Origin of the sequence: Pacificoceanicola onchidii (assembly GCF_004804335.1) — a bacterium.
Taxonomy (GTDB): Bacteria; Pseudomonadota; Alphaproteobacteria; order Rhodobacterales; family Rhodobacteraceae; genus Pacificoceanicola; species Pacificoceanicola onchidii.
The window spans coordinates 99816-125971 of sequence record NZ_SRXY01000006.1 but is presented as its reverse complement, the minus strand read 5'-3'; the positions used below and the strand labels follow the sequence as shown (position 1 = coordinate 125971).

Here is a 26156-nt window from a genome sequence, read left to right as displayed (position 1 = left end):
AACCGCCGCAAGCCCGTGTTGACCGCGATCAGGGGCCACAACAGCTTTTCTGAAATGCCTTATTCCGCCGCGTCGGACGTCAGGATGATTTTTGCCAATTCCATGAACGCACCGCGGTCGTCATCGTCCAAACCGCCAAGGATAGTGTCCTGAAGCGCGCGCACGACGGGAAGCGCGGTTTCAAACAGGCGCTGGCCGCTTGTCGTAAGCCGGACCACGCGCGCCCGGCGGTCCTTGGCGCTCACGCTGCGTTCCACCAGCCCTTTCTTCTCCAGCCGATCAATGACCCCTCCGATTGTCGCCCGATCATAGGCGATGAGCATCGCGATCTGCGCCTGATCGAGGCCGGGGTTGGCCTGAATGGCGTCCATCGCCGCGAACTGCACCGGGGTCAGCGCGATCCCTTCCTGTTGCAGCCGTGCGGCAAAGATCTGAGTGGATTTCTGGTGCAGACGCCGGATCAGATGGCCTGCCATATCGGTCGAATGCATGGAGAACCCGAGACTTGTGGCGCGTGCGCATAAGTGTCCTCCAGAACCGTAGAGGATGCAATATGGTGTGTATGCATATTAATTCTTGGCGAGCGAAAGTGATAAGTATACATATCAGTTTGTGCCTGCCAGGTTTTGAGGGGGAGGGGAGCTTATGCAGTTCTACTTGGATGGATTTCGCGGCGGTGATCCGGACGTCAAGGAAGCCGCGCCCAACCGGCGGGAGCGGGACGCGTATGGCCGCCTGCCCCAGAAGGTTGATGTGTTGATTGCCGGGACGGGGCCTGCGGGGCTTTGCCTTGCCGCGCAGCTCGCCCAGTTCCCCGAGATCACCACCATGATCGTCGAGCGTGATCCGGCCAATATCAACAAGGGCAAAGCGGATGGGATCAACACCCGTACCATGGAGATGTTCCAGGCCTTCGGATTTGCGGACAAGGTCATGCGCGAAAGCTACTGGGTCAACCAGACCAGTTTCTGGATGTCGGATCCGGCCCGCCCCGAACACATCAAACGGATTGGCCGGGTTCAGGATGTGGCGGACGATTCCTCGGAGATGCCGCACATCCTGATCAATCAGGCCCGCCTGCATCAGTTGTTCCTTGATGTCATGGCAAACGCGCCGTCGCGCCTCGCGCCCGATTACAGCTGGGCGGTCACGGATGTTCAGGTCGATACCTCAACAGAGGACTACCCCGTGACGGTCACACTGGAAGACACCGGTGTTGACTGGGGGCAACGGCACAGGGTTCGGGCAAACTATGTCGTTGGCTGTGACGGTGCGCGCTCCAACGTGCGGCGCGCGATAGGCGGCACGCTGCATGGTGACGCGGCGCATCAGGCCTGGGGCGTCATGGACATTCTGGCGAACACGGATTTCCCGGACGTGCGACAGAAGTGCCTGATCGCCTCCGCCACGGAAGGCAATATCCTTATTTTGCCGCGTGAGGGCGGCTATCTGTTCCGCATGTACGTGGAATTGGACAAGCTGCGCGCGGACGAAAGGGTGGCCGAAAAGGCGTTCACGCAAGACGATCTGATCGCCGCCGCCAACCGCATCATGCGGCCCTTTTCGGTTGATGTGAAAGAGGTGGTCTGGTGGTCGATCTACGAAATCGGCCACCGGCTGACGGACCGGTTTGACGACGTGCCGGAAGGCGAGGGTGACACGCGAACGCCGCGGGTGTTCACGGCGGGCGACGCCTGCCACACACACAGCCCCAAGGCAGGGCAGGGCATGAACGTCTCAATGCAGGATGCGTTCAATCTCGGCTGGAAGCTGGCGCATGTTTTGCAAGGACGGGCAGGACCAGAGCTGCTCCATTCCTATTCCGCAGAGCGCTGGGCCGAGGCGAAGCGCCTGATCGACACGGATCACGCATGGGCACGCATTATGTCGGCCCCACCGGGACAAAGCGAACTGGACGCGGGTGACGAACCGCGCTTTGTCCGCGCCTTTAAGGAGAACCTCGAATTCACCGGGGGGCTTGCGGTGAAATACGACGCCTCCAACCTGATCGGAGCGCCCACGTTTCAGCCTTTGGCCAAGGGGCAGGAGATCGGCAAACGGTTTCATTCCGCGCCGGTTGTCCGGGTCTCGGATGCGAAGCAGATGCAATTGGGCCATGTGGCCGAAGCGGATGGCCGGTGGCGTCTCTATGCCTTCTGCGGCGCGCGCCATGACGCTGTCTTTGATCTGGCGCGCTGGCTTGAGCACGATGCCCGCTCGCCGGTTGTGAGGGGCACCCGCGCCGATGAGGACATCGATGCGTTCCTTGATCTGCGCGCGGTGTTCCAGGAGAGCTTTGACGCGCTGTCTCTTGATGATCTGCCGCGTCTGCTGATGCCGATTAAGGGCCGATTGGCGCTGCAGGACCGCGAGAAGGTGTTCTGTGTCGATCACAAGGGGCGTGGCGATATCTTTGACATGCGCGGCATAGACCGCGCGCAGGGATGCATGGTCTTGGTTCGCCCGGACCAATACATCGCCCATGTGCTGCCATTAGACGAATATGATGCGCTTTCTTCTTTCTTTGAAGGGGTTTACGGCAGCGGTTCTCCGCTTTGATGCTCGATAGAGCCGTTGGCCAGTTTGCAATGACCATTGCCTGAACAGACGGCAATGCGCGAGGGCGCGGCGGTCAGATGTGCAAGGCCCGATCAAACGCGTGCAGCACGCTTTCGTGCATCATCTCGCTGAGCGTCGGATGTGGGAACTCGGTTTCCATCAAGTCCTGTGCCGTGGTTTCGAGCTTTTGCCCAATCACGTAGCCCTGGATCAGTTCCGTGACATCCGCCCCGATCATATGCGCGCCCAGAAGCTCGTCGGTCTTGCTGTCAAACACGGTCTTGATCAGCCCTTGCGCCTCACCGAGCGCGATGGCCTTGCCGTTGCCCTGAAACGGAAACCGGCCCACGCGGATGTCAAACCCGGCTTCGATGGCCTGCGCTTCCGTCAGGCCGACGCTTGCGATCTGAGGGCTGCAATAGGTGCATCCCGCGATGGTTTCGGGTTTGACCGGATGCGGTGTTTGACCGGCGATCAACTCGGCCACCATGACGCCTTCATGGCTGGCCTTGTGCGCGAGCCACGGCGCTCCGGCCACATCGCCGATGGCATAGACCCCGTCGACCCCGGTTCGGCAGTGCGCATCCGTCATGATGTGGCTCCGGTCTATCCGAACGCCCAGCCGTTCAAGGCCCAGCCCCTCGACATTGCCGACAATCCCCACCGCGGAAATGACCGTGTCGAAAACCTCTGTCTGGCTGCCTTCGTTTGTCTCCAAATGCGCTGTCACCTCGTCTGCGCCGCGATCAAGCCGGGTTACTTTCGCGCCTTCAAGGATCGTCATGCCCTGTTTTTCAAAGGCTTTCTTCGCCAGTCCGGAAATCTCCGCGTCCTCGACGGGCAACACCCGATCCATCGCCTCGACAACGGTGACATCCGCGCCGATGCTGTTGTAGAAGCTGGCAAATTCGATCCCGATTGCGCCAGAGCCGATCACCAGCAACTTTTTAGGCTCATGCGGCGGGGAGAGGGCGTCCTTGTAGGTCCAGACCCGTTTGCCATCGGCCTCCAACCCCGGCAGCGCCCGCGCCCGCGCGCCGGTGGCGACGACAATGCTTTTGGCCTGCAAAACCTGTTCGCCGTCTTCTCCGATAACGGCAACGCGGCCTTTCCCGGTCAGGCGGGCCTCTCCCATGATCGTGGTGATCTTGTTCTTGCGAAACAGGAATCCGATCCCGTCCGAGAGCTGTTTCGCCACGCCGCGCGAGCGTTTGACGATGGCGTTCAGGTCGGCCTTGGGCGGCGCGATGTCCAGCCCGAACTCCTGACCGCACCGGGCCAGATGCAGCACTTCGGCTGAGCGCAGCATCGCCTTGGTCGGAATGCAGCCCCAGTTGAGGCAGATCCCGCCCAGATGCGCGCGCTCGATACAGGCCACGCTAAGCCCAAGCTGCGCGCCGCGGATGGCGGCCACATAGCCGCCGGGGCCTGCGCCGATGACAATCATGTCGAAGGATGTGTCGGACATGGGGGTCTCCTGTTGCTCAAGGCCGGGACGTGATGCGGTGGGCGTCACTGCGGCGGTCTTTTCTTGCGAAGACGATTGGCCACGCCAGAGCGTTTCGCGGGGGCAAAGCCCGGGGCCGGCCGGCCCAATGCGTCTTTGACCGGCGTGCGATGATCGGGGGTATGCCCGTCCGGGGCTGGCCGGGTTCCGCATTCGACAAAGGCCCGGATCTGGCACCGCGCGCAGACCGCCGGGTCCACCTGATCAACCGCCGCCGCCAGCGCTTCGGCCTTGTTCGGGTGCAGGTTGCTGTGGTCCAGAACGTCGAACAGACGCATCCGTTCGAGCGCAGTCACGGTTTCCTTGTACGCGATCACGAGGTGGAAATCGCCGCCCTGTCCGCGCGCCTTCGTGATTTCCTCGACAAGAAGATCCACGCCGGCAAAGTCGACTTTGCCTTGCCCTTTGAGAACAAGAACCTTGATCCGATGGCCGGGGAACAGCCCATCGAACCGGCGGAATTCCTGCTCCACATGTTCAACCGATCCAAAGAAAACCGGCCCTTCGATGCGCAACATCATGATCTCCGGGCATTGCTCCAGATCGTGGAACAAGACCCCGCGCATGATCCGCCGCCCATTGTGAATGATCGGCGCAATCGCCGCCACATGCGGGTGGGCGCTGCGATGCAGGAAGACGATCAACGAGGTCAGGACCCCGACGAAAATCGCGTTCTCCAGCTCCGTCAGAATGCCGGTCATGAAGGTCAGACACAGGATCAGCGTTTCGCTGCTGCTGCCGCGCAGGATGTGGCGGATTTCTTCGAAGCTGATCAGTCGCCACGCGACATACAGGATGATCCCGGCCATGGCCGGTTTTGGGATCATGTCGACAAAAGGGGCGGCCACGAACAGCATCAGCAGCAGGAACACGGCGGCAAAGACCGCCGACATGGGCGTGCGCGCCCCGCTTTCCGCATTCAGGGCGGAGCGGGTGAACGATCCCGATCCCGCATAGGCCTGAAAGAATCCGGCCACCGTGTTCGACAGGCCCTGGCCGATGATTTCCTGGTTGGCGTTGTAGGCTTCGTGTCGGCGCATGGCAAAAGACCGGCCAATACTGATCGCCTCCAGAAGACCGATAAAGGCAATGGAGACGGCCGCAGGCATCAGTTCGGTGATTTGCGAGAGGGTCACTTGCGGGACGGACAGGCTTGGAATGATCGATGGGAGCGGCTCGAACATGGCGATCCCGGCGTCCCGCGCGCCAAGGGCCTCCCCGGCGGCAATCCCGACGACCAGGGCGAGGACATAAGACGGGATCCTGCGAGAGATGCGCTGGGTGACAACGATGGTCCCGAAGGACAAGCCAGCAATCGTCAGGGCAAGCGGTTGGAAGGCGTCCCGGTGATCGATCACCCGCAGCACACGCTCCACCACGCCGCCGCCGCTTTCCACGGCGATGCCCAGAACACCGCCGAGCTGCGAGGCTCCGATCAGCAGGGCCGCGGCTGCGGTGAAGCCGACCATGACCGAATGCGAGATAAAGGAAATCACCCCGCCGAGCCGGAAAATACCGGCCAGCAATTGGAACAGCCCAGCCATTATCGTCAGGGTCAGAGCAAAATGGATGTACACCGGCGTGTCGGGTGGTGTCAGCTGCGACAGCGAAGCGAACATCACGGCCGAAATGGCGGTGGTCGGGCCGGAGACCATCACCATCGACATGCCCCAGAGCGCTGCGATCACCGGGGTGATCATCGCGGTAAACAGCCCGTACTCCGGCGGCAACCCGGCGATGACGGCAAAGGCCACCCCCTGCGGCAGGACAATCGCCGCATTGGTCAGCCCAGCCATTGCATCCGCGCGCATCGTGTCAGGCGTTACGGCGGCAAACCACGGGCGTGGCATGCCAAACAAGGATTTGAATGACTGGGGCATCAGCGGCGCGGGGCCTTATTTTCTGGTTTCATCCAAGCGCTCGAGCAGCTCTGTCCGGGGGGGCGTCACGAGGCCGGGGGCCGCTGGCAGGGCAACTGCGCCCCGATCGATCCCAAGCGCCCCGCCGCACAACTCCGTGCGCAGCACGTTGGCGTTCACGTCCATCTCGCAGACAGAGCTATCCCCGACAGCCGCCGCAATCGACAGGGCAGCCATCTGTCCGACAGCGGTGCCCATGAAATGCGGCCAGAGCTGTACACCGTCCGGCAGGGCCCGGGCGAGATCGCAAGCCCCGGAGAGGCCGCCCCATTTCGCCACGTCCGGTTGCAGGATCCGGACCCCGGCCTCCGCCATCGCAAGGAAGTTGTTGATCCCGTAGATGTTTTCTCCGGCGGCCAGCGGGATGTCGCTGGCACGGGCAAGGGCTTCCCATTCGGACAGAGGGGCATTGGCGGGCATGGGTTCCTCGGCAAAGAGGAGGCCGTTTGGCGCCAGTCGGTCCAACATGCGTGTTGCGCGGGACAGATCCCAACTTTGATTGCTGTCGACCATCAGGTGGCCCCCGGGCGGGCAGGCCCTTGCGGCGCGCGCAACAAAGGCGCAATCGGCGTCATCCCCGAACCCAAGCTTGAGCTTGAAATGCCGCTGCCCGTATCCCCCGTGTTCGGCAAGCTTTTCGTCCAGATCATCGGGATTGAGCGAGCTTGCATAGCTTTGCGCACGCGGGCTGACCTGCATGTGCTCGGCAAAGCTGCGCCCCGCACTGCGCAGCGCCAGATCCCAAAGCGCGGTGTCGAGCCCGGCCAGAATATGCTCGAACACCTGCTCCTGCCCGATGTGCAGGAAGTAGACCGAAAGCGTCTCGCGCAACTGGCTGATCGCCTCGCGCGGCTCGGTGAAACGCAGACCCGCCAGCTTCGGGACAACCACATCCTGGATCAGATGCGCCTTGTGCAGGTTGGCGCGGGGCGGGAAGTTCGCCCAGACCTCGCCCCAGCCGATGCAACCCTGGCTGTCGGTCAATGACACCAGCAGGGCAGGCCGGGTCGGCATGGTGCCAAGAGCCATCGAAGGGCTGATGCCCCCGGCGGCGCGCAGAGGATACAGCCCGACCGTGTCCAGAGTCAGGGTCTGGGTGAATCCTTTGTCATCAAGAGCAAGAGCGGGCTGCATCACGGATCACCACGTCACATAGGCAGCGTGTTCGGAGGTGTAGAAGTTCACCGCCGTCGGGCCGACGGAATAGGCGCCGACACCGGAATTCTTGATGCCGCCAAAGGGCATGTTGTTGTCCGGGATCGTGCCGTGATTGACGTGCAGCATGCCGTTGTTGCTTTCCTTCAGGAAGCGCTGCACATGGGCGTTGTTGTTGGAGAACAGCGCCGAAGTCAGGCCGAACTCCGTGCCGTTCAGCATCTCCATCGCCTGATCGAAAGTGTCGTATTCCAGAACTGACAGCACCGGGCCAAAGATCTCGACCTGGCTGGCGGTGCTGTCATGGGCCACATTGCCAAGGATCGTCGGGCGGAAGAAATAACCGCCCTCGGCCCCGGCACCCTCCGCCGCGCCACCTCCGGCCAGCGCAATTGAGCCTTCGTCAATCGCCTTGGCCGTGTTCGCGCAAACTCCGTCCCAATGGGGCAGGTTGCACAGCGGACCCATCTGAACGCCGTCCGCCATGCCGCTCCCCAGCGTGATCGCATCCGCGCGTTCGGCCAGCAGCGCGCTGGCCTGCTTGGCCAGATCGCGCTGAACCAGAACCCGGCTGATCGCGGTGCAGCGCTGGCCCCCGGTCTGGAAGGCTGCGGCTGCGATTTGCTGCACGGCGCCTGCCAGATCATCTGTATCGCTCAGGATCGCCGCGTTCTTGCCGCCCAGTTCCAACTGGACCGGGATCAGGTTTTGGGCGGCGGCGGAATAGACCAGCCTGCCAACCTCGACCGAGCCGGTAAAGCTGACGCCCTGGATATCGCCCTTGGCGATGACCTCGCTGGCCGCGCGGCCGCTGATCATGGCGTTTTGGTAGAGGTGCGCCGGGAGATGCGCGCGCGCGATCTCTTCAAGCAGGAAAGAGGCGGCGGGTGTGAACTGCGACGGCTTCATGATCACCGCGTTGCCAAAGGCAATGGCCGGGCACATCTTGCGCAGTGGCGTCATCGCCGGGAAGTTCCACGGGCTGATGCAAAAGATCACGCCGCGGGGGCGGCGCAGGATCTGGTTGGAAAAGTTCGGGCGGCCATCGGCAATCGGCGTTGCGCCCATCCGGGCCGCTTCGCCCACCATGAACCGGCCTTCGGCGCAGCCTTTGAGGATTTCCGCCTTCGCCTCGGCAAGGATCTTGCCCTGTTCGAGCGTGATCGCCTCGGCGATCTCATCCACCCTCGCCACAACCGCATCAAGGAAGGCATTCAAACGCTGGCCGCGCTCCAGCCCCGGCACCCGGGCCCATTCAGCCGCCGCGGCATTGGCGCGGGTGATGATGGCGGCGGTCTCGGCCTCGTCGGGAATGGCATATCGGCCTACCGTTTCAGATGGGGCGGCCGGATTGACGGTGTCATAGGTCTTTTCAGATCCGGATGCGTGATCGTATCGCAAGGTCATGTCAGGGGGTCCTTCGTGCAAGGGCGGGCAGGCGTCACAGCGCCTCCAGTTGTTCGGTGGAGCGGGATTTCACATCGTCGATGCGCGCGGCGGCGAGATCGTCCTCGGAGATGTTCAGCCTCTCGCTGATCATCTCCTCGACCCGGTGCACAAGCGCGAGCGCGTCGATTTCGTGTTTGCGCATGAGGTAGGCCAGCGTTGCGCCGGAGCAGTAGGTGTCATCGATGCCGATCCGGACCAGACGTTTGCCCACCCCGTGGTCGGTCATCATTTCCGCGACTGCCCCGCCAAGCCCGCCGATCCGGACGTGGTTTTCCATGGTGATGATGCCGAACCCGGGCGCGCCCAGCGCCTCCAGCACCACCGGATCGGTGAAGGGTTTCAACGTTGTGACGTGCAGATGTTTGATCGACACGCCGCGCTGGCGGATGACAGAGGTGGCGCGCATGGCCTCTTCGGTGCAGCGCCCCGAGGTGATCAGGGTGATGTCGCTGCCTTCGCTCAGAACCCGCGCAGTGTTGAACCGGGTGGGTTTGTCCGCGTCGAACAAACGCGGCACCTCGCCCCGCAACATGCGCAGGTACACGGGGCCGGGAATGTCGTCGGTGAGATCGAGCAGGGATTCGATATCCGTCGCGTCTCCGGCCTCGAAAATCGTCATGTTCGGGATTGGCCGCAGGGCCGCGATATCCTCGATCGACTGGTGCGTCACGCCGCCGGGCGTGTCCAATCCCGGCAGGAATCCGACCAGCCGCACCGGCAGGTTCGGATAGGCCACCGACATCTGCAACTGGTCATAGGGGCGGCGGTAAAGAAAGACAGAAAACGTATGGATGAAGGGTTTCAGCCCTTCGCGCGCCATGCCCCCGGCCCAGCTGAGCATGTTCTGCTCCGCCATGCCCATGCCAAAGAACCGCTCCGGATAGGCTTCCCGAAACTTGTGGCATTCGGTGGCCACGGTCAGATCGCCGGACAGCACAACGACGTCGGGCCGGTCTTTGGCAAATGCCACGATGTTATGGGCGTGCGGGTTCGATACCATTTCCATCGCTCAGGCCTCCTCGAATGTCCAATTGTCCAGGAAGTCCTGGTATTGCGCGGTTTCTTCCGCGCTGCCGAAGCGCACGTAATGCAGCTTGGGCTTGCGATGATCGAGCAGGGGGATGCCTTCGGAGCTGTTGGAATAGCAAAGGATCACAAGAGGTTGGCCCGCGTGCTCCGTCTCGTTGATCGCCGCGTCGATGGCCTCCACATCATGGGCGTCAACCACGACAGCCTTGCAGCCGAAGGCTTCGATGCGCGTGTTGATCGGCTCCACGTTCATCATGTCAGCCGTCGCGCCGTCACACTGCATGCCGTTCACGTCGACAATGACAATCACGTTGTCCATCTTGTAGTGGGCGAGGCACTGCAGCCCTTCCCAGGTCTGGCCTTCTTCCAGTTCGCCATCGGACATGAAGACAACACAACGCCCGCTTTCGCCGCGCAACCGTTTGGCAAAGGCGATCCCGCCGGCCTGGCTGACGGCCTGCCCAAAGGAGCCCGTGGTCAGCTCGAAACCGGGCGAATGCTCCGCCCCGATCATTTCGACCGTGCTGCCATCGGTGTTGAAGCTGTAGAAGGCCTCCGGCGACAGACGCCCGGTTTCGGCCAACGTGGCGTAGATCGCCACCGCGTAATGCGCGGGTGAGATCAGCAGGCGGTCATTCTCCGGCCCGCGCGGGCCGTTGTAGGTCGCCCCATACCCCGCCTCGATGCCGTTTTCGCCCGGAACACCGGGGTGCAGCGTGGGCATGTAGGGCGCTTCTGACGGGCCAAGGTTGAGCGCCTTGGTATAGAGCGTGGCCAGAACATCGGCGCTCGACAACGTCTGGCTGAGATAACAGCCGTTGTTCTTGAGGGTCAGCTCCAGAACTCGTTTGCGCACGCCAAAGGCCACGCGCCGGGTTTGGGTTTGCCATGTGTTATCCATCAGCCTCTCCTCAGATCACAATGGACGGCGGGCAAGCGAGAAGGTCTGGCCGGTCGGGCCGCCTTCGGGCATGGAGACGAGCCAGAAAGCCAGATCGGCGATTTCGTCGGGGTGTTTGACGCGCTCCCATTTCGGCAATCCGTTTGGCACCTCGGACTTGTACCTTTCGAGCAGCGCCTCCGGCGTGGACCGATTGGCCGGATCCTCGCGGCTGAAAGTGGTTGTTGCCGTGGGGCCGGGCACGATGTTGTTGACGTCGATCCCGCGCGGCCAGAGCTCATTGGCAAGACAGCCGGTCAGCATGTGCAGGCCCGCCTTGGCGATGTGATAGGAGGAGGCGTCATTGCCGGGGTTGAGCGCCTTGCCAGTCGAGAAATTCAGGATCTTGGCCCCGTCGTTCATGGCCTCCAGCAGGTGACGCGTGACAAGAAACGGCGCGTGCAGGTTGATGACGACATTCTTGATCCAGACGTCCGGGTCGACCTCCGCGATCTTGCCCTTGTCGAGATAGACCCCGGCGTTGTTCACCAGAATGTCGATCCGGCCGTACTCCGCCAGAACAGCATCGCAAAACGCCTTGGTGCTGGCCTGATCCGACAAATCGGTGACCACGGCGAGGCATTTGCGCCCAAGCGCCTCAACGGCGGCGCGCGTGTCGTCCAGATCGCCTTGGGTGCGGGCGCAGATGGCAATGTCCGCCCCTTCGCGCGCGAAGCGTTCGACGATGGAACGACCGATGCCGCGCGCGCCGCCGGTGACCACGGCTGTTTTTCCGGAAAGTGAACTCATTTGGCGTTCCATGCTCATTTGAAGGATTGCAGGCTGGTGCGTTCGGGCACCGCGTCATCGTCGATGCGCACATCAATGACCGTGGGGCCGGGCGTGGCGAAGGCTTCGGCAAAGGCGGCATCGAGATCGCCACTGACCTCGACACGAATGCCATGGCAGCCAAACGATCGGGCGATGTCGGCGTAGTTCAACTCGCTGAACTCGGTCGAGATATAGCGGGCGTCAAAGAACAGGCGCTGGTTGTCGCGGATGAACTGCATGTTGGAGTTGTTCATGACCACGATGGTCAGATTGGCCCCGGCGCGGGTGGCGGTCTCCAACTCCTGAATGACCATGGCAAAGCCGCCATCGCCGGTCAGGCAGACCACGTTCTGATCCGGCGTTGTCAGCGCGCGGGAAATCGCGGCGGGGGTGGCATAGCCCATGACACCAAACCCCCGTGGGCCAAGGTAGTTGCGCCCGGTGCTGCGGAGCTCGAAATACTGTCCGCCCCAGATCTGGTTGAAACCGCTGTCACAGACCAGAACGTCCCTCTCGCCCATGGCCTCGCGCATGGCGCGGATCACCTGAATGGGGTGCACGGGTTTGGTGGACAGGTCCCGGGCCAGATCACTCTCGATCCCCTTTTCGCGCCGCCACACGGCGGTGAGAGCGGAAGCGGCATCGCGCTGGGCGGTCTTCGGTGTCACGCGGGGATCCGTGCGCAGTTTGGCCAACAGGGCGCGCAGCGTGTCGCGCAGATCACCTGTCAGGCCCAGCGCGACCGGGTAGTTGCGGCCCACCTGCGTCGGTTCGATGTCGATCTGGACCAGCTGGGTGGCCTTGGACGGGATCTGCCACGCGGCGGTCACCACGTTGTTGAACCGCGTGCCAAGCGCGAGGCCAAAGTCGGCCTTCAGGATATGCTCATTCGAAGAAGGCCGCCCCAGAACCCCGTATGGCCCCAGTGCCAGAGGATGGTTTTCCGCAAGGCTGCCTTTGCCCATGTAGGAGGTCGTCACCGGCATATCGAGCAACTCGGCCAGTTCCTGCACCTCGGCCTCCGCCCCGGAGGCAATCACGCCGCCGCCCGCAAAGATCATCGGGCGCTCCGCTGCCAGCATCAGCTCGATGGCCGCGTCGATCTCCGCTTCGGGCGGCAAGGACCGGTTGGCGGGCCATGTGGCGTAGCGCGTGTCAGCGCGCAGCGCGTCCTCTGCGAAGTCATGCGATGCGCGCAGGGTTGTCATCGGAACGCTCAGCAGAACCGGGCCGGGACGGCCCGTGGTGGCGATCTGGAATGCGCGGTTGATGAACTCCGGGATGCGCTCGATGTGGTCGACCGAGAAAGTCTTCTTGGTGATGGAGCGGAACAGGGTGACCTGATCAATCTCCTGAAAACTGTCGCGCCCGCGCCAGTCCGCCCGCACATCCGAGACAATCGCCACAACCGGGATGCCGGACAGGAAACTCTCTGCAATGCCGGCAATCAGGTTGGTTGCGCCGGGCCCGACCGTGGCATCACAGACCCCGACCTTGCCGGTGCTGCGCGCATAGCTGTCGGCCATCTTGGAGGCGGCCTGTTCATGGCGCACCAGAACATGCCGCATGTCGTTGCGGCGATAAATGGCGTCATGAATATGGGTCTGCTCGCCGGGCAGGCCGAACATCATGTCCACGTCATAGCGGCGCAGCATGTCGACGATGGCCTCGCCGCCGTTCAGTGTTTTTGTGCCCGTGTCTGGCATTCTTTTCTCCTTGCGCGCCGTCGCGCAGACAGATCTTCCCCGGTCCCGGACGACAGGGGCGCCGCCGGGTCACAGCCTGTGTGTTGTCGAAGAGGTTCCCTTCAGGGGACCTCGATCGCACTTGGCAAAAGCACCTTTTCGAGGTTTTCCTTTGCCTGGGCGTGCGTGACCCAATCGGGCGGCGGAAACTCCGCGGCCATCTCCCAATCGTCGCCGGTTGCCTGCATATGCGCGTCGATCCGGGCGTCGAAATCGTCCATCAAAGCGGCATAGGCCGGATCACCCACAAGGTTGTTCTGCTCGTCGCGGTCGGCGCGTTCGTCAAACAGCAGAACCCGCTTGTCTTTGTGGCGCATGTAAAGCCAGTCCTTGGTGCGGATGCCGCGCTCACCAAAGGGGGCGAACTCATGCGGGTTGCCGCCGGTCTGGGTAAAGACCTGATACCAGATCGCATCCCGCGCCTCCTCCGCCGCGCCATCCAGCACCGGCAGATAGCTTTCGCCATGGATGTCTTCGGGTATGTCCGCGCCAACCAGATCCAGAAGCGTCGGCATCATGTCGGGGCCGACATCCACCATCGCGCCGGTTTTCTGCGGTTTGAACCGCGCCGGGTAGCGCACGATGAAGGGCACATGCATGGCCGAACGGTAGGCCTGGTTCTTGATCCCGCAATAATGGCCGTGCTGGCCGCACATGTCGCCATGGTCGGAGAAGAACATCACCACGGTGTCGTCCGCCACACCTTGCCGGTCCAGTTCGTTCAGGATCCGCCCGAGGTTCCAGTCGATGTTGTGGATCATGCCGTAGTATTCGGCGATGAAGCGGCGGATGTCCTCTTCGGTTTCCGGCTCGCCTTTCGGGATGGTGTCATTGCGCGCGTGGCTGGTATGGCCGGACCTCGGATCGCCGCCGCACCAGACCTCGTTGCGCACCCTCTGGAACCGGCGTTGAAGCGCCATGTCCGGCACGCCGGGGGGCAGGGGGACCTCATCGGGGCTGTAGATCCCTTTCAGATACTCCGGCATGTCCATCGGGAAATGCGGCGGGCCGTAGCTGACATAGCCGATCCAGGGTTTGCCATCCTCCGCATTCGAGGCGCTGGCGATGAACTCCATCAACTGGTCGGTCTGGTAGTCCGGCTCATACCGCTTGGAATGATACGCCTGTCCGGCATCATCGTAGTAGATCGACGACAGGTAATCATGGCCACGGTTGAAGCCGATGAAATGATCCCAGCCAAAGCGCCGCTCCGGCGGGACAAATCCGGGCTTCGGGCCGCCTTCGAGATGCCATTTGCCGATGTAGCCGGTGCGATACCCCGCCTGTTTCATCAGATCGCCCAGAAACACCTGATCGCCGCGCAGCGGGAAGTGGTTCTGGATCATGCCGTGACCTTGGGCATATTTGCCGGTCATGACCGAGGCCCGGAACGGGCAGCAGATCGGATAGGAGGTGTAGGCCTCGGTGAACTGCACGCCTTCCGCCGCCAGCCGGTCAATCTGCGGTGTCTTGATCACCGGGTTGCCAGCGCAGCCCATGGCGTCATACCGCATCTGATCGGCATAGATCAGCAGGATGTTCGGTTGCTTGCTCATGCGTCCTCCACCTTTCCGGCGTTGCGGCTCTTGAGCCAGTCGGAAATCGGCCCCCAGAGGATTGTCAGGATCAGCGCGGCATAGATGCCAAGGCCAATCGGCGTATTGAAGAACTCGGCCACGCTGCCGTCCGCGATGGTGATCGACTGGCGCAGGGAGTTCTCAAGGATGTGGCCCAGCACAAAGCCGATCGACAGCGGCGCGATGGAATAGCCCAGCTTGCGCACCACGTAGCCCAGAAGGCCCGCGCCCAGCAGCACGCCGACGTTGAACAGGCTGTTGGAGACCGCGTAGATCCCGGTGACAGACAGCAGCAGCACGGTCGGCACGATCACCGTCATCGGCACAAGGATCAGCTTTGCCGCAAAGCGGATGGCGACGAGGCCGATGAAGAGCAGCAGGATATTGATCAGGAACAGGCCAAGGAACAGCGAGAACATGATGTCCGGGCGTTCGTCAAACAGCGTCGGCCCCGGTGCCAGCCCCTGGATCAGGAAGGCCCCCAGAAGAACCGCCGCCGCCGGGCTGCCCGGCACGCCAAGCGTCAGCGTCGGGATCAGCGCCCCGCCCACGGTGGCGTTGTTGGCGGTCTCCGGCGCGACGATGCCGTCGGGAATGCCGGTGCCGAACTTCTCGGGCGTCTTGGAACGGCGCTTTTCCTCGGAATAGGCAAAGAACGCAGCCACTGCGGCCCCTTCGCCGGGAATGATGCCGATGATTGTCCCGATCAGAGACGAGCGCATCAGGTTGCCCTTGAGCCGCGACAGGGTCTTCATGCCCGGCAGGTTGACCCGCAGGCTGGTCTGATCAAAGCGAACCTTGTCCAGCGCCTTTTCCGCCCCGATCAGCACTTCGGACACCGCAAACAGACCGACAAGGAAAGGCACAAGCGGGATGCCTTCATAGAGATGGTACGAGCCAAAGGTGTAGCGCTCCGCGCCGTTCAGCTCATCGAGGCCCCAGGTGGTCAGGAAGATGCCCAGACCGCCCATCAAGAGGCCCTTGGACAGGCTTGCCCCGGCGACGCGGACCACAACCACAAGGCCAAAGATCGAGATGGCCAGGAACTCGCGCGGGCCGAACTTGATTGCCACCGTGGCCAGAACCGGCGCGATGAAGGTCAGGCAAAGGACGCTGATCAAACCGCCGATGATCGAGCCGGTCAGCGACAGGCCAAGCGCTTCGCCGCCGCGGCCATTCTTGAACATGGCGTTGCCGTCCATGACCGTCGCAATAGCCGCGCCAGTGCCGGGGATCCCCACGGCAACGGCAGAGATCGAGCCGCCATAAATCGCCGCATTGTAGATCGCCAGTAGCAGGACAAGCGATGGCACGGGTTCCATGTAGAACGTGAAAGGCAGGGCCAGCGCAATGGCGATGGGCGGGCCAAGACCCGGCAGGATCCCGATCACAAGGCCAAGGACGATGCCAAGCACCAGCATCAGAAAGGTGAATGGGTCCGCCAGATTGACAAAGGCCGTCCCGATTGCAGCAAGATCAAACATCAGAATTGTGTCCCCAAAAGCTGGGTGAAGACGAGGTAGACCCCGCCCGCGAGCGCAAGCACGATGCCGTAGATCACCGGGTTACGCTCGCCCATGGTCAGAAGGGTGGCCGGGCCAATGAAAACCGCCATCACCTCGAACCCCCAGGTGCGCCAGATGAAATAGCCAGCGACCACTGCCACCAGAGTGGAGAGCCCGCGCAGAGCGGCAGCGCCGGATCCGTAAACGTGGGTGTCCTCGTTTTTACCGGCGGCCCCTTTCACAAGGTAGACAACCAGCACGATCACCGCGCAGATCGCCATTCCGGCCAGCAGAAGTTGCGGGAAAAACTTGGAGGGCAGGCCGGATGAGGCCAGAAGGCCAGCAGCTTCAAACCCCTGGGCAACCCAGGCAAACCACGCCGCTCCGATCAGGATGAGAATGGCAAAGACGATGTTCGACCACCGCTGAGACAGCATTTGATCTCTCCGCGCTTTGTTTCGAAAAAGGGAAATGTGGGCCGATGCCGCAAACGGTTTGTCCGCAGCATCGGCGAGAGAGCGTCACTTCTTCAGAAGCCCCAGCCCGTCGAGGATCGGCGAGTAGAGATCAATCCCGGTCTGGAACAGCGCCTTGACGTCATCGGGACCGTGAACCCAGTTCCATCCCACGGAGGCCGGCAGTTTCGCGCGCGTCTCTTCGCTGTTGATCGCTTCGGTTGCCTTGAGCAGCACGTCGACAACCTCATCCGGGGTGCCGGCCTTGACCGCGAATCCGCCATGAACCCAGACACCGGCTTGCTTGCCCGGCACCGCTTCACCCACGGTGCGAATGCCCGGCAGGTCTTTTTCAAAGAACGGCTGGCGGTTGTTGTCCAGAATAATCAGCGGGCGGACTTCGTCCTTGAACTGGTGGATCGACGCCACCTGGCCCACGGCCACGTCTACCTGACCACCGATCAGGCCGGTCAGGGTGGCCGGGACGGTTTTCAGGGCGATGGTCTTGAACTCAAGGCCAAATTCCGTTGCCAGCTGCACCGCGCTCAGGTTCGGCGGCGCGCCGAGGTTGTTGACCCCCATGGCCAGCTTGTTGGCCTTTGCGCCTTCGAGGAACTCTTCGAAGGTGGTGTAAGGGCTGTCCGCGCGGACGTAGAGCGCGTTCGAGGCGGAAATCCCAGCGAACAGCGGGGTGAAATCGTCCATCGGCGAGTAGGGGACCTTCCGCGTCAACGGCACAACCATCATGCTCGGCGGTGACCAGTTGAAGATCGTGTAGCCGTCTGCCGGGGCTTCGAGCACGCTCATGACGGCGGGAATATGTGCTCCGCCGGGCTTGTTGATCACGTTGACCGGAACGCCCAGCTCGGCGCTCAGGGTTTCTGCGTTGATCCGGGCCACAATGTCCGCATTGCCGCCAGCGGCAAAGGACACAACCACGTTGATCGGTTTTTCTGGGTAATCCGCCAGTGCGGCCCCGGCGCCGAGTCCCAGCGCTGTCAGCCCCGCAAGGGCGTATTTGGTCAGTGTGTTCATCATATCCTCCCGGTCTCTAGCGTGCATGTATAAAGTGCTAGATGTCTAAACCTTTAGGATTTGAGTGCCTCTGTCAAGTGATTCCCTTCAGAGGCGGGCGCGTCCAGGGCGGACGGGCGGGTCTTCGATGGGAGTTGACAGGGCGTGATCCATACGTCTAAACGTCTAGCAGTATCTTGACTCGGCTTAAGGTCGAGACACGCGGACAGTATCCGACCTGATTTCATCGAGTGTCGGGTTTGCGGCGCAGGCCAGCGCAACAGGGGGAGCTATGAGCACAGGGAAAAAGCGTGTCGTGATAACCGGGGCAACCGGCATGATCGGCACCTGCATCGCAAATCGCCTTGCCCATGACGGCTGGGGCCTGCACCTTGTTGATATCGATGCGGGCCGACTTGCGGAGCGCGCCTCTCAGCTTCCCCCCGATACTACCTTCTGCGAAAGCCGCCTGACCAGTCCGGCGGATTGCGCGGCGGCAATCGACGGGGCAGGGGCGGGGATTGACGGTCTTGTGCACATGGCCGGAATTTTTGTCAGTCACGATCTGACAGCGCAAAGCCGCGACACCTATGATGATACGCTGCAGAACAACGCAACAAACGCCTACGATCTGGTCACGGCGGTCTTGCCCCGGATGCAAAGCGGGGCGGCCTTTGTCTTTGCGTCCTCTTTGGGATTCAACCGCGGCAACGTGGATCAGGTTTCGTATTCGATGGCCAAAGGCGCCATTGTCGGCCTGACCCGCGCATTGTCGCGGCGGCTCGGGCCACAGGGGATCCGGGCCAATGCCATCGCGCCGGGTATCATCGACAGCAAGATGGTCGCCCCGGTGGTCGAGGCGCGCGGCAAGGAGGCCCTGCTGGCCTCAATTCCGCTCGGCCGGTTCGGGCAGCCCGCTGAAATGGCCGGAGCCGTGTCCTTCCTTCTGTCCGAGGACGCCTCCTACATCACCGGTCAGGTGCTGAACATCGATGGCGGCGTCATAAATGGATGAGCTTTTCTTGAGGAGAACTTTGTAATGCCAACGTCAGTCACCTTCCCCAAGGCCAGCCTGGAAAAGACCAGCGGGGAAATCTCGAACTGGAATGTGTCCGCGGGAGACAAGGTTTCCATCGGGGACATCCTGTTCGAAGTGGAGGACGACAAGGCCACGGTCGAAGTGGACAGTCCTGCGGACGGGTACATCGGCCAGCTGTTTGAAACCGGAGAGGAAATTGATGTCGGTGGGGTCGTGGCAACGATCTATGAGACGCGTGAAGACATGGAGACCGAGGCCTCGGCTCCGGCCGCAGCGGCCCCTGTGGCGGACCTTCAGGAAGCGGCGGCGCCCGTTGCGAAGGCCGCAGAAAACGCGCCTCAGCCTGCGCCTTCCGGCAAGATCAAATCGACCCCTCTGGCGCGGCGCATCGCGCGGGACAACGGGCTTTCCCTGACCGGGCTTGCGGGGACCGGCCCGAACGGGCGCGTGCAAAAGCGCGACGTGCTGGCAGCACTGGCGGCTCCGGTGGCGGCTCCGCTGACGGCCAGTTCCCCGACCACCACCCCTACAATGGCGCCTGACGCGGCCCGTCTCAACGCGGTCTGGTATCAGAAAGGCACGGGCGAGCCGGTGGCTTTCCTGCATGGTTTTGGCGCGGATGTGGCGATCTGGGGCGGGTTGCTGTCCGGGGCGCGCTACGACTTCCCGGCCATTGCGCTTGACCTGCCGTGCCACGGCGCATCCGATGGCGAGACACCGGCCGATCTGGACGCCATCGCGGCCCGTGTCGAGGCGACGCTGCTCGCCGAAGGCGTGCGCGAGGTGACCCTTGCGGCGCATTCGTTTGGTGGGGCCGTGGCGGCACGACTGGCGAGCCGGGGCGTGCTGCGCATCCGGGCCTTGTGCCTCTTTGCGCCTGCCGGTTTGTCCCCGGAAATCAACCACGCCTTTGTGGCCGCCATGCTGCGCTCCCAAAGCAGGGAGGCGCTGCGGCCCTGGCTCGAACAACTGGTTGTCGATCCTAGCCTGATCACCGAGGCGTTCCTGGAGCGGTCGATGGCCGGGCGGGCGACGGCAGAGAAAATGGCGGCTTTGCAAAGCTTTGCCCAGACTTTCCTGCCCGACGGAACCCAGCGTTTCAACGTGACGCGCGATCTGGCGGGCTATCTCGGCCCGCTTCGGGTCATCTACGGGCGTCAGGACCGGATCCTGCCTGCCAGCGCCGCGCAAAACCTGCCCGGCAACGCAGCCCTGCACCTGTGGGACAATTGCGGGCACATGCCACATTTCGAGCATCGCCGGGACGCGCTGCGCATTCTCGAAGAAGTCCGGCGCAGCGCCTGACCTCAAAGACATACGTGATACGAAGGACAGACACATGGCGACGCGAAAAAACCTGGCTCCCGAAACCCTCTGGATCGAAATCGAAACCGGCATGGAGGACTGGAAGGCGGCGGACCCGGGCAAGCTGGTGCAATGGTATTGCCAGATGATGCTCGTGCGGCGGTTCGAGGAAAAGCTGCTGGAACTGGACAAGCTTGGCCTGATCCACGGGCCTGCCCATGCCAGCATCGGACAGGAAGTCGGCGCGGTCGGGGCGATGTCGGTCCTGACCGCAAGCGACAGCATGAACGGCACCCACAGGGCGCACCACCAGGTCCTGCTCAAGCTGATCACGGCAGTCACGCCGGACGGGTTTGATCCGCTGACCGATGACTTCACCGACGCGATGAATGACACGGTCTCCCGCTTCATGGCCGAAATCATGGGGCTTGAGCCGGGGTATTGCGGCGGGCGCGGCGGCTCCATGCACATGCGCTTTGCCGAGGCCGGGGTCATGGGCACATCCGCGATCGTCGGCGGCAACCCGCCCCATGCGGCGGGCTATGCGCTGGCGGACAAGATCCTCGGGCGCGACACTGTCTCGGTGGCGTTCTTCGGGGACGGCGCCACGCAGAACGGTGCCAGCTATGAGGCGATCAACATCGCCGGGGCGCATAAAGTGCCCGCGATCTTCTTTATTGAAAACAATATGATGGGCGTGTCCACGCGGTTGGAAGAAGTCACCCGCGAAAGCCGGTTGTCCTCGCGCGGGGCAATGCTCGGCGTGCCGTCCATCCGCGTTGACGGCATGGACGTCGTTGCGGTGAACATGGCGATGCAGGAGGCCCGCGACATCATCCGCAAGGACGGCGGCCCGGTGGTGGTCGAAGCGATTGTCTTCCGCCACTTCCACCAGTCCAGCGACAAGCTGGGTAGCGATCTGGGGTATCGCACCAAGGAGGAAGAGGCCGAATGGTGGGCCAAGGACGGCGTGCTGTGCACCGAGGCGCGTCTGCGGGAGATGGGTCTGCTGGACGACGCAAAGTTTGCCCGGATCAATGATATGGTTTCCGGCAGCGTGCTGACAGCGTCCGAACACCTGACCGAGACAAAACCCGGCAGCAACACCATGCAGATCCGCGAAAGCCTCTGGCCCGATCCCGCGACGGTGGATTACGGCATTCTGGGCGATCTGAGCGAGCTGACCGATGCGCAGACGCTCGACCACGCCGATCTGGCCGATATGGAGACCGAAAAGGTCAAACTGGTGGCTGCGGCCTCTGATGTGCTGGTCAGCGCCATGCAGCGCGATCCGACGATCATTCTGTACGGCGAAGACGTGCACAAGATGCGCGGCGGCGTCAGCGGCATGACCAAAGGGGTGATTGACACGTTCCCGGACCGGATCATGCCCATGCCGATTGCCGAAAACGGCTTTACCGGGGTCGCGGTGGGGGCCGCTCTGAACGGGCTGCGCCCCGTGGCGGAAATCATGTTCGGAGACTTCTGCTTTACCGCCGCGGACCAGATCGCGCACGGGGCAGGGAAGGTCCGGCATATGTTCGGTGGTGATTTCCCGGTGCCGATGGTGCTGCGCGTGCGGGTCTCACCGAATACCGGGTATGGCTCTCAGCATTCCTGCGATCCGTCGGCCCTGTTCGATCTTTTTCCGGGCTGGCGGATCTTCTCGCCGACCAATGCGTTTGACTACATCGGCATGATGAACGCGGCGCTGCGCTGCAATGATCCGGTTGCGATCATCGAGCACACCGGCCTGTACCAAAAATCCCACCTCGTCCCCAAAGGCAACCGCGACTACTGCATCCCGTTCGGCAAGGCGCACATCACGCGCGCCGGGGAGGCCTGCACGGTTCTGGCCACGTCGACCATGGTTGAGGCCTCTGTCAAAGCGGCCAAGGACACCGGGATTGATGCCGAGGTGATCGACGTGCGCAACACGGACATGCATGGCATCGATTGGGATCTGATCGGAGCCTCGATTGCCAAAACGGGCCGGGTGATGATCGCGGAGGAAACCGCAAGCAGCATGGCGCTCGCCGGACGCTGGGCTGGCGCCATTCAGGAGCGGTTCTTCGATGATCTCGATTTCGAGGTTCTGCGCGCCACCGGCAGCCTCTCCGCGCCGACGGTCTCCAAGGTGCTGAACGCAGCCGCGATTGCCTCGACTGAGACGGTTGCGCAGGTCATGCAGCGCCTGACCGAAACCGCGTGACACAGGGTCTCGGGCGGCCATGGCTGGCCCGGGGCCTCTCAGCCCTGTGCGTCCGGCAGAGTGAAGTCAATCTCCAGTTCGAGCAGGTCGCCGGGATAGATCAGCAGCGCTGAATAAACGAGATTGCCTTCGGGATCAAAAAACTCGCGGCTGACCCGGAAAACGGCGGAATTGACCCGAACGCCGAGGGCTTCGGCCAGTTCGAAGTTGGCATAAGACATGGTGATCTTCTGCTTCGCCGAAGAGACGGAAACCCCAAGATCCTTGAGCACCGAGACCGCAATTTCACGGGCAAACCGGTCGGGCGCGCGGGCAAACACCGCGTTGTTCAGGCGCAACTCGACATGGCAGAACGGCTTGCCGTCCTTGAGGTGAGTCCGGTTCATGACCCGGAACTCCTGCCCATCAATGGTGGCAATCCGGGCCTCCGACTGCATGTCCTGCACATCCACTTCAAGCTGTGCGACCATGGCATAGATCTGGCTGATGTCGGCCTGCATCTGAAGCGTGTGGCGGCTGGTGATCGGAATATCGCGGACAAAGGTGCCGCGTCCGGAATAGCGCTCGATCAGCCCTTCTTCCTCAAGCGTGTTCATGGCCTGAATGACCGTCATCCGTGCAACACCGAGCGTTTCGGTCAACTCGCGCAGCGCCGGAAGCTTGGTGCCATGGGGCAACTCGCCGGATTTGATCTGATGGCGCAGGACCGCCGCAACCTCCGCGTGAAGCGGAACATCCTGTCGGCGCATGGACTGCAAATTCATAGAGGTCGCACCTTGATTTTGCGTAAAAGGTCTAGACCTACTTTACGCAATGCGCGCGCATCTCACAACTCTTTCCCAAATCCGCGCCGGATTCCAGCGCGATTCCGAGGGATCTGTTGTGGCCTGCGCCCGGATCAGGCCGGTGCGCGCGCAGATTGTGCAAGGCGCGCCGCTCCGACGGCTGCCTCGGAATGCGCCGCTTGCAATGGCCGTTGCCCAAGATGGCTTGCCCGAATATCGGTGAACACCGGGTTCTGCGCTCCACCGCCCGCGCTGTAGATCCGCTTGGGCGCGTCTGCGCCGCGGGCCTGCATGTGCGCATAGCACGCCGCTTCGATCCGGGCGATGCCTTCAAACATCCCTTGCAGGAACAGCACGTCGCTTTCCGGTCTGGGGCTCAGGCGCGGCGCGAGGGTCGGATCATTGACCGGAAACCGCTCGCCCGGCTCCTTGAGCGGGTAGTAGTCCAGCCCGGTTGGCACGTCCGGGTTCATCATCGCGCTCAGCTGCGCAATCTCCTCCCCGTCGAAATGCTGGGCCAGAACCGCGCCGCCCGTGTTCGACGCGCCCCCCACCAGCCACACATCCCCAAGGCGGTGCGAATAGAGACCAATTGCCGGATCGTCGATCCGCTGGGCGCTGAGCATCTTTACGGCGAGGGTCGAGCCCAGCGAGGTCACCGCAACGCCCGCGTCCAGCGGGGCGCAGGCAAGGAACGCGGCTATGCTGTCCGTGGTCCCCGCATGGACGGTTGTCTCGGGGGAGAGACCCAACTCCTTTGCCACGCCCGCATCCAGCGCTCCCATGGGCGCGCCAACAGCGTGCACCTGGGGCAAAAGATCCGGTTCAACTACCTCTGCAACCCACGCTGGCCAATCGGAGGCTTCCGGATCAAACCCGGTTTTCAATGCGTTGTTGTGATCGCTGTGCCCGCCGCGCCCGGTGAGTTTGGCGGTGATGAAGTCGGCCTGATGGAGCAGATGCGCGGCGGTGCCGCCCGCTTCCGAAAGCAGACGCATCGCCCGCCCCAAGGCAGAATTGCTGCCGCGCGTGATGTGCACCTCGGGGGCGTGCTGCGCGATGCGCTGGGCCTCGGGTTCGAACCCTTTGGAATTATACATCAAAGCCCGCGAAACCGGCTTCAACTCCGCATCGGTCAGAACCATGCTGCCAGACGTGCCATCCACGGCGACATCGGTGATGTCTTTCGGATCATGGCCAGCAGCGCGCAGATTGGCGGTCTGCGCCTCAATGCAGCCGCGCACCGCCTGCCACCATTTCTCGGCATCAATCCGGTCCGGATCCTGCGGCAGATGCGCGGCGCGGGCCTCCGAGATCAGCGCGCCGTCCTGATCCAATACAGCCGTGCGCACGCCAGAGGTGCCAATGTCGATCCCCAGCGCCAGCGTCATGGTTTGGCCGCCAGAGCCTGCCGGTATTTCTCCGCGTCCCAGTTCAGGAGTTCCGCCTCCGCCGCCGCGCCAATGGCCTCGGCGTGCCAGCCCTCTGGCAGGCGGGCCAGCACATCCGCCAGACAGCGCAGCATCGACCGTTGCGACGGCGTTGCATCATTGCGGAGCAGCACGCCTTCGCCTTGAACCGCGATGGCCGGGGGCGTGCCGTCGTGATCGGCGGCGGGCAGGGCGGGGCCCAGAAAGACCACGTGGTCCGGGTAGTAAGAGCCGCCGGTGGCCAGCGCAAACCCTTCGCGGCCCAGCCAGCTTTCCTCGGCCCAGCTGAACCCGCGTGGCGGCGCGGGTTTGTCGGTCTTGGAGGCATAGCCGCGCGCAGGCATGGCGAGCAGTGTTTCGACCTTGGCGATCCAGTCGCTGACTTCTTCCACCGTGGCGCCACAACAGATAAGGCCATGATTTTGCAGAATGATGATCCGCGTCTCCGGCGTGACCCGCGCCAGGATTTCCCGCGTCAGAGGCAGGCCCGGCTTGGCATAGGGCACCCGAACGAACGGCAATTCCGTCAGTTTCTCGTCCAGCGCCATGCGGCCTTCGGGGCTGATGGCATGGACCAGCGTGGCAACCGAATGCGAATGGGCCACAACCGCGTGATCCAATGCGGCGTGAAAGGTGGTCTCGATCGAGGGCCGCAAGGTCAGCGCCGGGTCAAGCGCCGTCGCCTTGCAGCTTCCATCGCCCGCGCCTGCGGCCTCGGCCTTGGCCGCATCGCGATCCACGGCGACAAAGATGTCGCTGCGTTCGGCATCGGCAAGCTCCGTGCCGCTGGCCTTGATCCACATGACGGACCCGGCCTTGATGGAGGTGTTGCCGCCGGGGCCCTGAACCTGCAGCGGGTCTTGGCCAAGCCGGGCAGACAGGGCGCGGAAAGCCGGGGTCAGAAGGTCAGGAACAGAGCTCATCGCACATCCTCGATCAGAAAAGTGGGGTGGGGGGCGGCGTGCGCGTGGGTCAGGTCTTGCAGAACCGCCGCGTCTTCGCCGCCGGAAAAGGCCTGCGCATAGAGCCCGCCTTTGACAAGGGCCGTGTCCCAGCCCGCCGCAGAGCCTCCTGCAATGTCATGCTCAAGACTGTCGCCGACCATCAGAAGCTTCGATGCGCCCAAGTCTGCCTGCAAGGCCGTGAAGACCGGCAGATGTGGCTTGCCGTAAAAGGTCACAGCCCCGCCCGCATCCCGGATCGCATAGGCCAGCGCTCCGGGTGAGATGACGGTCACGTCCCCGGCGCGCGGGCTTTTGCGGTCCGGGTTCGAACAATAGACCGGCAGGCCGCGCGCGGCGATTTCGCGGATGTCATCGGACCAGTCTTCCAGCGTGCTGCCGTCGGGCAGCCCCATCAGAAGCACCGCCCTGGCGTCTTTCAAAGGCGCAAACGCGACGGACAAACCCTCGGCCCAACTTGCTGCATCCCCGGCGCTGCGCCCGATCGCGTAAAACGGGCCTGCGTCCATCCGGCCTCGCGCAAAGTCCTGCCAGAGCGCCTCGCCGCTGGTCATGACTGAGGCGAACAGCTCCGGCGCAAATCCCATGTCGGCAATGCGGTCCCGGTTGGGCGCGGCGCGTTTGCCGGAGTTCGACAGCACAGCCAGCCGGTGCCCGGACTGGCTCAAAGCCTTCAGGCAGTCCACCGCCTTGGGATAGGGCTCTGCACCATTGTGCAAAACCCCCCATTGGTCGAACACGATGGCGTCATAGCGCGCCGCCACCTGTTCCAGCGATTGCAGAAGCTGCGCCACAGGA

General features: G+C 62.9%; 21 protein-coding genes. 4 read left to right on the top strand and 17 right to left on the bottom strand.

Annotated elements, in window-relative coordinates; all coding sequences use genetic code 11:
• Positions 1-59: 59 nt before the first annotated feature.
• Positions 60-491 (bottom strand): MarR family winged helix-turn-helix transcriptional regulator, encoded by a 432-nt coding sequence (locus E4662_RS16180; protein WP_136442648.1) that lies wholly within the window; start codon positions 489-491, stop codon positions 60-62.
• Positions 492-645: 154 nt separating this feature from the next.
• Here E4662_RS16180 and E4662_RS16175 point away from each other — a divergent pair, with 154 nt between their 5' ends.
• Positions 646-2559, top strand: a complete 1914-nt coding sequence (locus E4662_RS16175) for an FAD-dependent monooxygenase (protein ID WP_136442647.1) — start codon at positions 646-648, stop codon at positions 2557-2559.
• 73 nt (positions 2560-2632) lie between these two features.
• Here the strand turns inward: E4662_RS16175 and lpdA are convergent, their stop codons facing one another.
• From lpdA to E4662_RS16115, 12 genes are all read right to left on the bottom strand, one after another.
• Positions 2633-4027, bottom strand: a complete 1395-nt coding sequence (gene lpdA, locus E4662_RS16170; protein ID WP_136442646.1) for a dihydrolipoyl dehydrogenase — start codon at positions 4025-4027, stop codon at positions 2633-2635.
• Positions 4028-4071: 44 nt separating this feature from the next.
• Positions 4072-5946, bottom strand: coding sequence for a SulP family inorganic anion transporter (locus E4662_RS16165; protein WP_136442645.1), 1875 nt, complete (start codon positions 5944-5946; stop codon positions 4072-4074).
• A gap of 15 nt (positions 5947-5961) precedes the next feature.
• On the bottom strand, positions 5962-7119 hold the full coding sequence (locus E4662_RS16160; RefSeq protein ID WP_136442644.1) for a mandelate racemase/muconate lactonizing enzyme family protein: 1158 nt from the start codon (positions 7117-7119) through the stop codon (positions 5962-5964).
• 6 nt (positions 7120-7125) lie between these two features.
• Complete coding sequence (locus tag E4662_RS16155) at positions 7126-8547, bottom strand: aldehyde dehydrogenase family protein (protein WP_206080303.1); 1422 nt, start codon at positions 8545-8547, stop codon at positions 7126-7128.
• A gap of 34 nt (positions 8548-8581) precedes the next feature.
• Complete coding sequence (locus E4662_RS16150; protein ID WP_136442643.1) at positions 8582-9595, bottom strand: transketolase family protein; 1014 nt, start codon at positions 9593-9595, stop codon at positions 8582-8584.
• A gap of 3 nt (positions 9596-9598) precedes the next feature.
• Positions 9599-10519: a transketolase gene (locus E4662_RS16145; RefSeq protein ID WP_136442642.1), complete on the bottom strand. Its 921-nt coding sequence runs from the start codon at positions 10517-10519 to the stop codon at positions 9599-9601.
• A 15-nt stretch (positions 10520-10534) separates the two neighbouring features.
• Positions 10535-11308, bottom strand: coding sequence for an SDR family NAD(P)-dependent oxidoreductase (locus tag E4662_RS16140; protein WP_168798003.1), 774 nt, complete (start codon positions 11306-11308; stop codon positions 10535-10537).
• A 14-nt stretch (positions 11309-11322) separates the two neighbouring features.
• A complete protein-coding gene (locus E4662_RS16135) occupies positions 11323-13035 on the bottom strand; it encodes a thiamine pyrophosphate-binding protein (RefSeq protein ID WP_136442640.1) in 1713 nt (570 codons plus the stop codon).
• Between the two features lie 101 nt (positions 13036-13136).
• Positions 13137-14630 (bottom strand): sulfatase family protein, encoded by a 1494-nt coding sequence (locus E4662_RS16130; protein ID WP_136442639.1) that lies wholly within the window; start codon positions 14628-14630, stop codon positions 13137-13139.
• Complete coding sequence (locus E4662_RS16125) at positions 14627-16135, bottom strand: tripartite tricarboxylate transporter permease (protein ID WP_136442638.1); 1509 nt, start codon at positions 16133-16135, stop codon at positions 14627-14629. Before E4662_RS16125 ends, E4662_RS16130 begins: the two co-directional genes overlap by 4 nt.
• Complete coding sequence (locus E4662_RS16120) at positions 16135-16593, bottom strand: tripartite tricarboxylate transporter TctB family protein (protein ID WP_136442637.1); 459 nt, start codon at positions 16591-16593, stop codon at positions 16135-16137. Before E4662_RS16120 ends, E4662_RS16125 begins: the two co-directional genes overlap by 1 nt.
• Positions 16594-16677: 84 nt before the next feature.
• Positions 16678-17646, bottom strand: a complete 969-nt coding sequence (locus E4662_RS16115; RefSeq protein ID WP_168798002.1) for a tripartite tricarboxylate transporter substrate binding protein — start codon at positions 17644-17646, stop codon at positions 16678-16680.
• A gap of 271 nt (positions 17647-17917) precedes the next feature.
• Here E4662_RS16115 and E4662_RS16110 point away from each other — a divergent pair, with 271 nt between their 5' ends.
• Genes E4662_RS16110 through E4662_RS16100 form a run of 3 tightly spaced genes read left to right on the top strand, consistent with a single transcriptional unit; the run spans position 17918 to position 22181 of the window.
• Positions 17918-18640 carry an SDR family NAD(P)-dependent oxidoreductase gene (locus tag E4662_RS16110; RefSeq protein WP_136442635.1) on the top strand — a complete coding sequence of 241 codons (723 nt, stop codon included), beginning with the start codon at positions 17918-17920 and terminating at the stop codon, positions 18638-18640.
• Between the two features lie 24 nt (positions 18641-18664).
• Positions 18665-19969 (top strand): acetoin dehydrogenase dihydrolipoyllysine-residue acetyltransferase subunit, encoded by a 1305-nt coding sequence (locus tag E4662_RS16105; protein WP_136442634.1) that lies wholly within the window; start codon positions 18665-18667, stop codon positions 19967-19969.
• Positions 19970-20003: 34 nt separating this feature from the next.
• The gene (locus E4662_RS16100) at positions 20004-22181 is read left to right on the top strand and encodes an alpha-ketoacid dehydrogenase subunit alpha/beta (RefSeq protein ID WP_136442633.1); all 2178 of its coding nucleotides are present in this window, start codon (positions 20004-20006) and stop codon (positions 22179-22181) included.
• A 38-nt stretch (positions 22182-22219) separates the two neighbouring features.
• Here the strand turns inward: E4662_RS16100 and E4662_RS16095 are convergent, their stop codons facing one another.
• The 4 genes from E4662_RS16095 to E4662_RS16080 form a co-directional block, all read right to left on the bottom strand.
• A complete protein-coding gene (locus E4662_RS16095) occupies positions 22220-22945 on the bottom strand; it encodes a GntR family transcriptional regulator (RefSeq protein ID WP_136442632.1) in 726 nt (241 codons plus the stop codon).
• Between the two features lie 134 nt (positions 22946-23079).
• Positions 23080-24357, bottom strand: a complete 1278-nt coding sequence (locus E4662_RS16090) for an FGGY-family carbohydrate kinase (RefSeq protein WP_136442631.1) — start codon at positions 24355-24357, stop codon at positions 23080-23082.
• A complete protein-coding gene (locus tag E4662_RS16085; protein WP_136442630.1) occupies positions 24354-25319 on the bottom strand; it encodes a class II aldolase/adducin family protein in 966 nt (321 codons plus the stop codon). The genes E4662_RS16090 and E4662_RS16085 overlap by 4 nt, the downstream gene beginning before the upstream one ends.
• Positions 25316-26152 carry a TIGR01459 family HAD-type hydrolase gene (locus tag E4662_RS16080; protein WP_136442629.1) on the bottom strand — a complete coding sequence of 279 codons (837 nt, stop codon included), beginning with the start codon at positions 26150-26152 and terminating at the stop codon, positions 25316-25318. The genes E4662_RS16085 and E4662_RS16080 overlap by 4 nt, the downstream gene beginning before the upstream one ends.
• Positions 26153-26156: the final 4 nt, after the last annotated feature.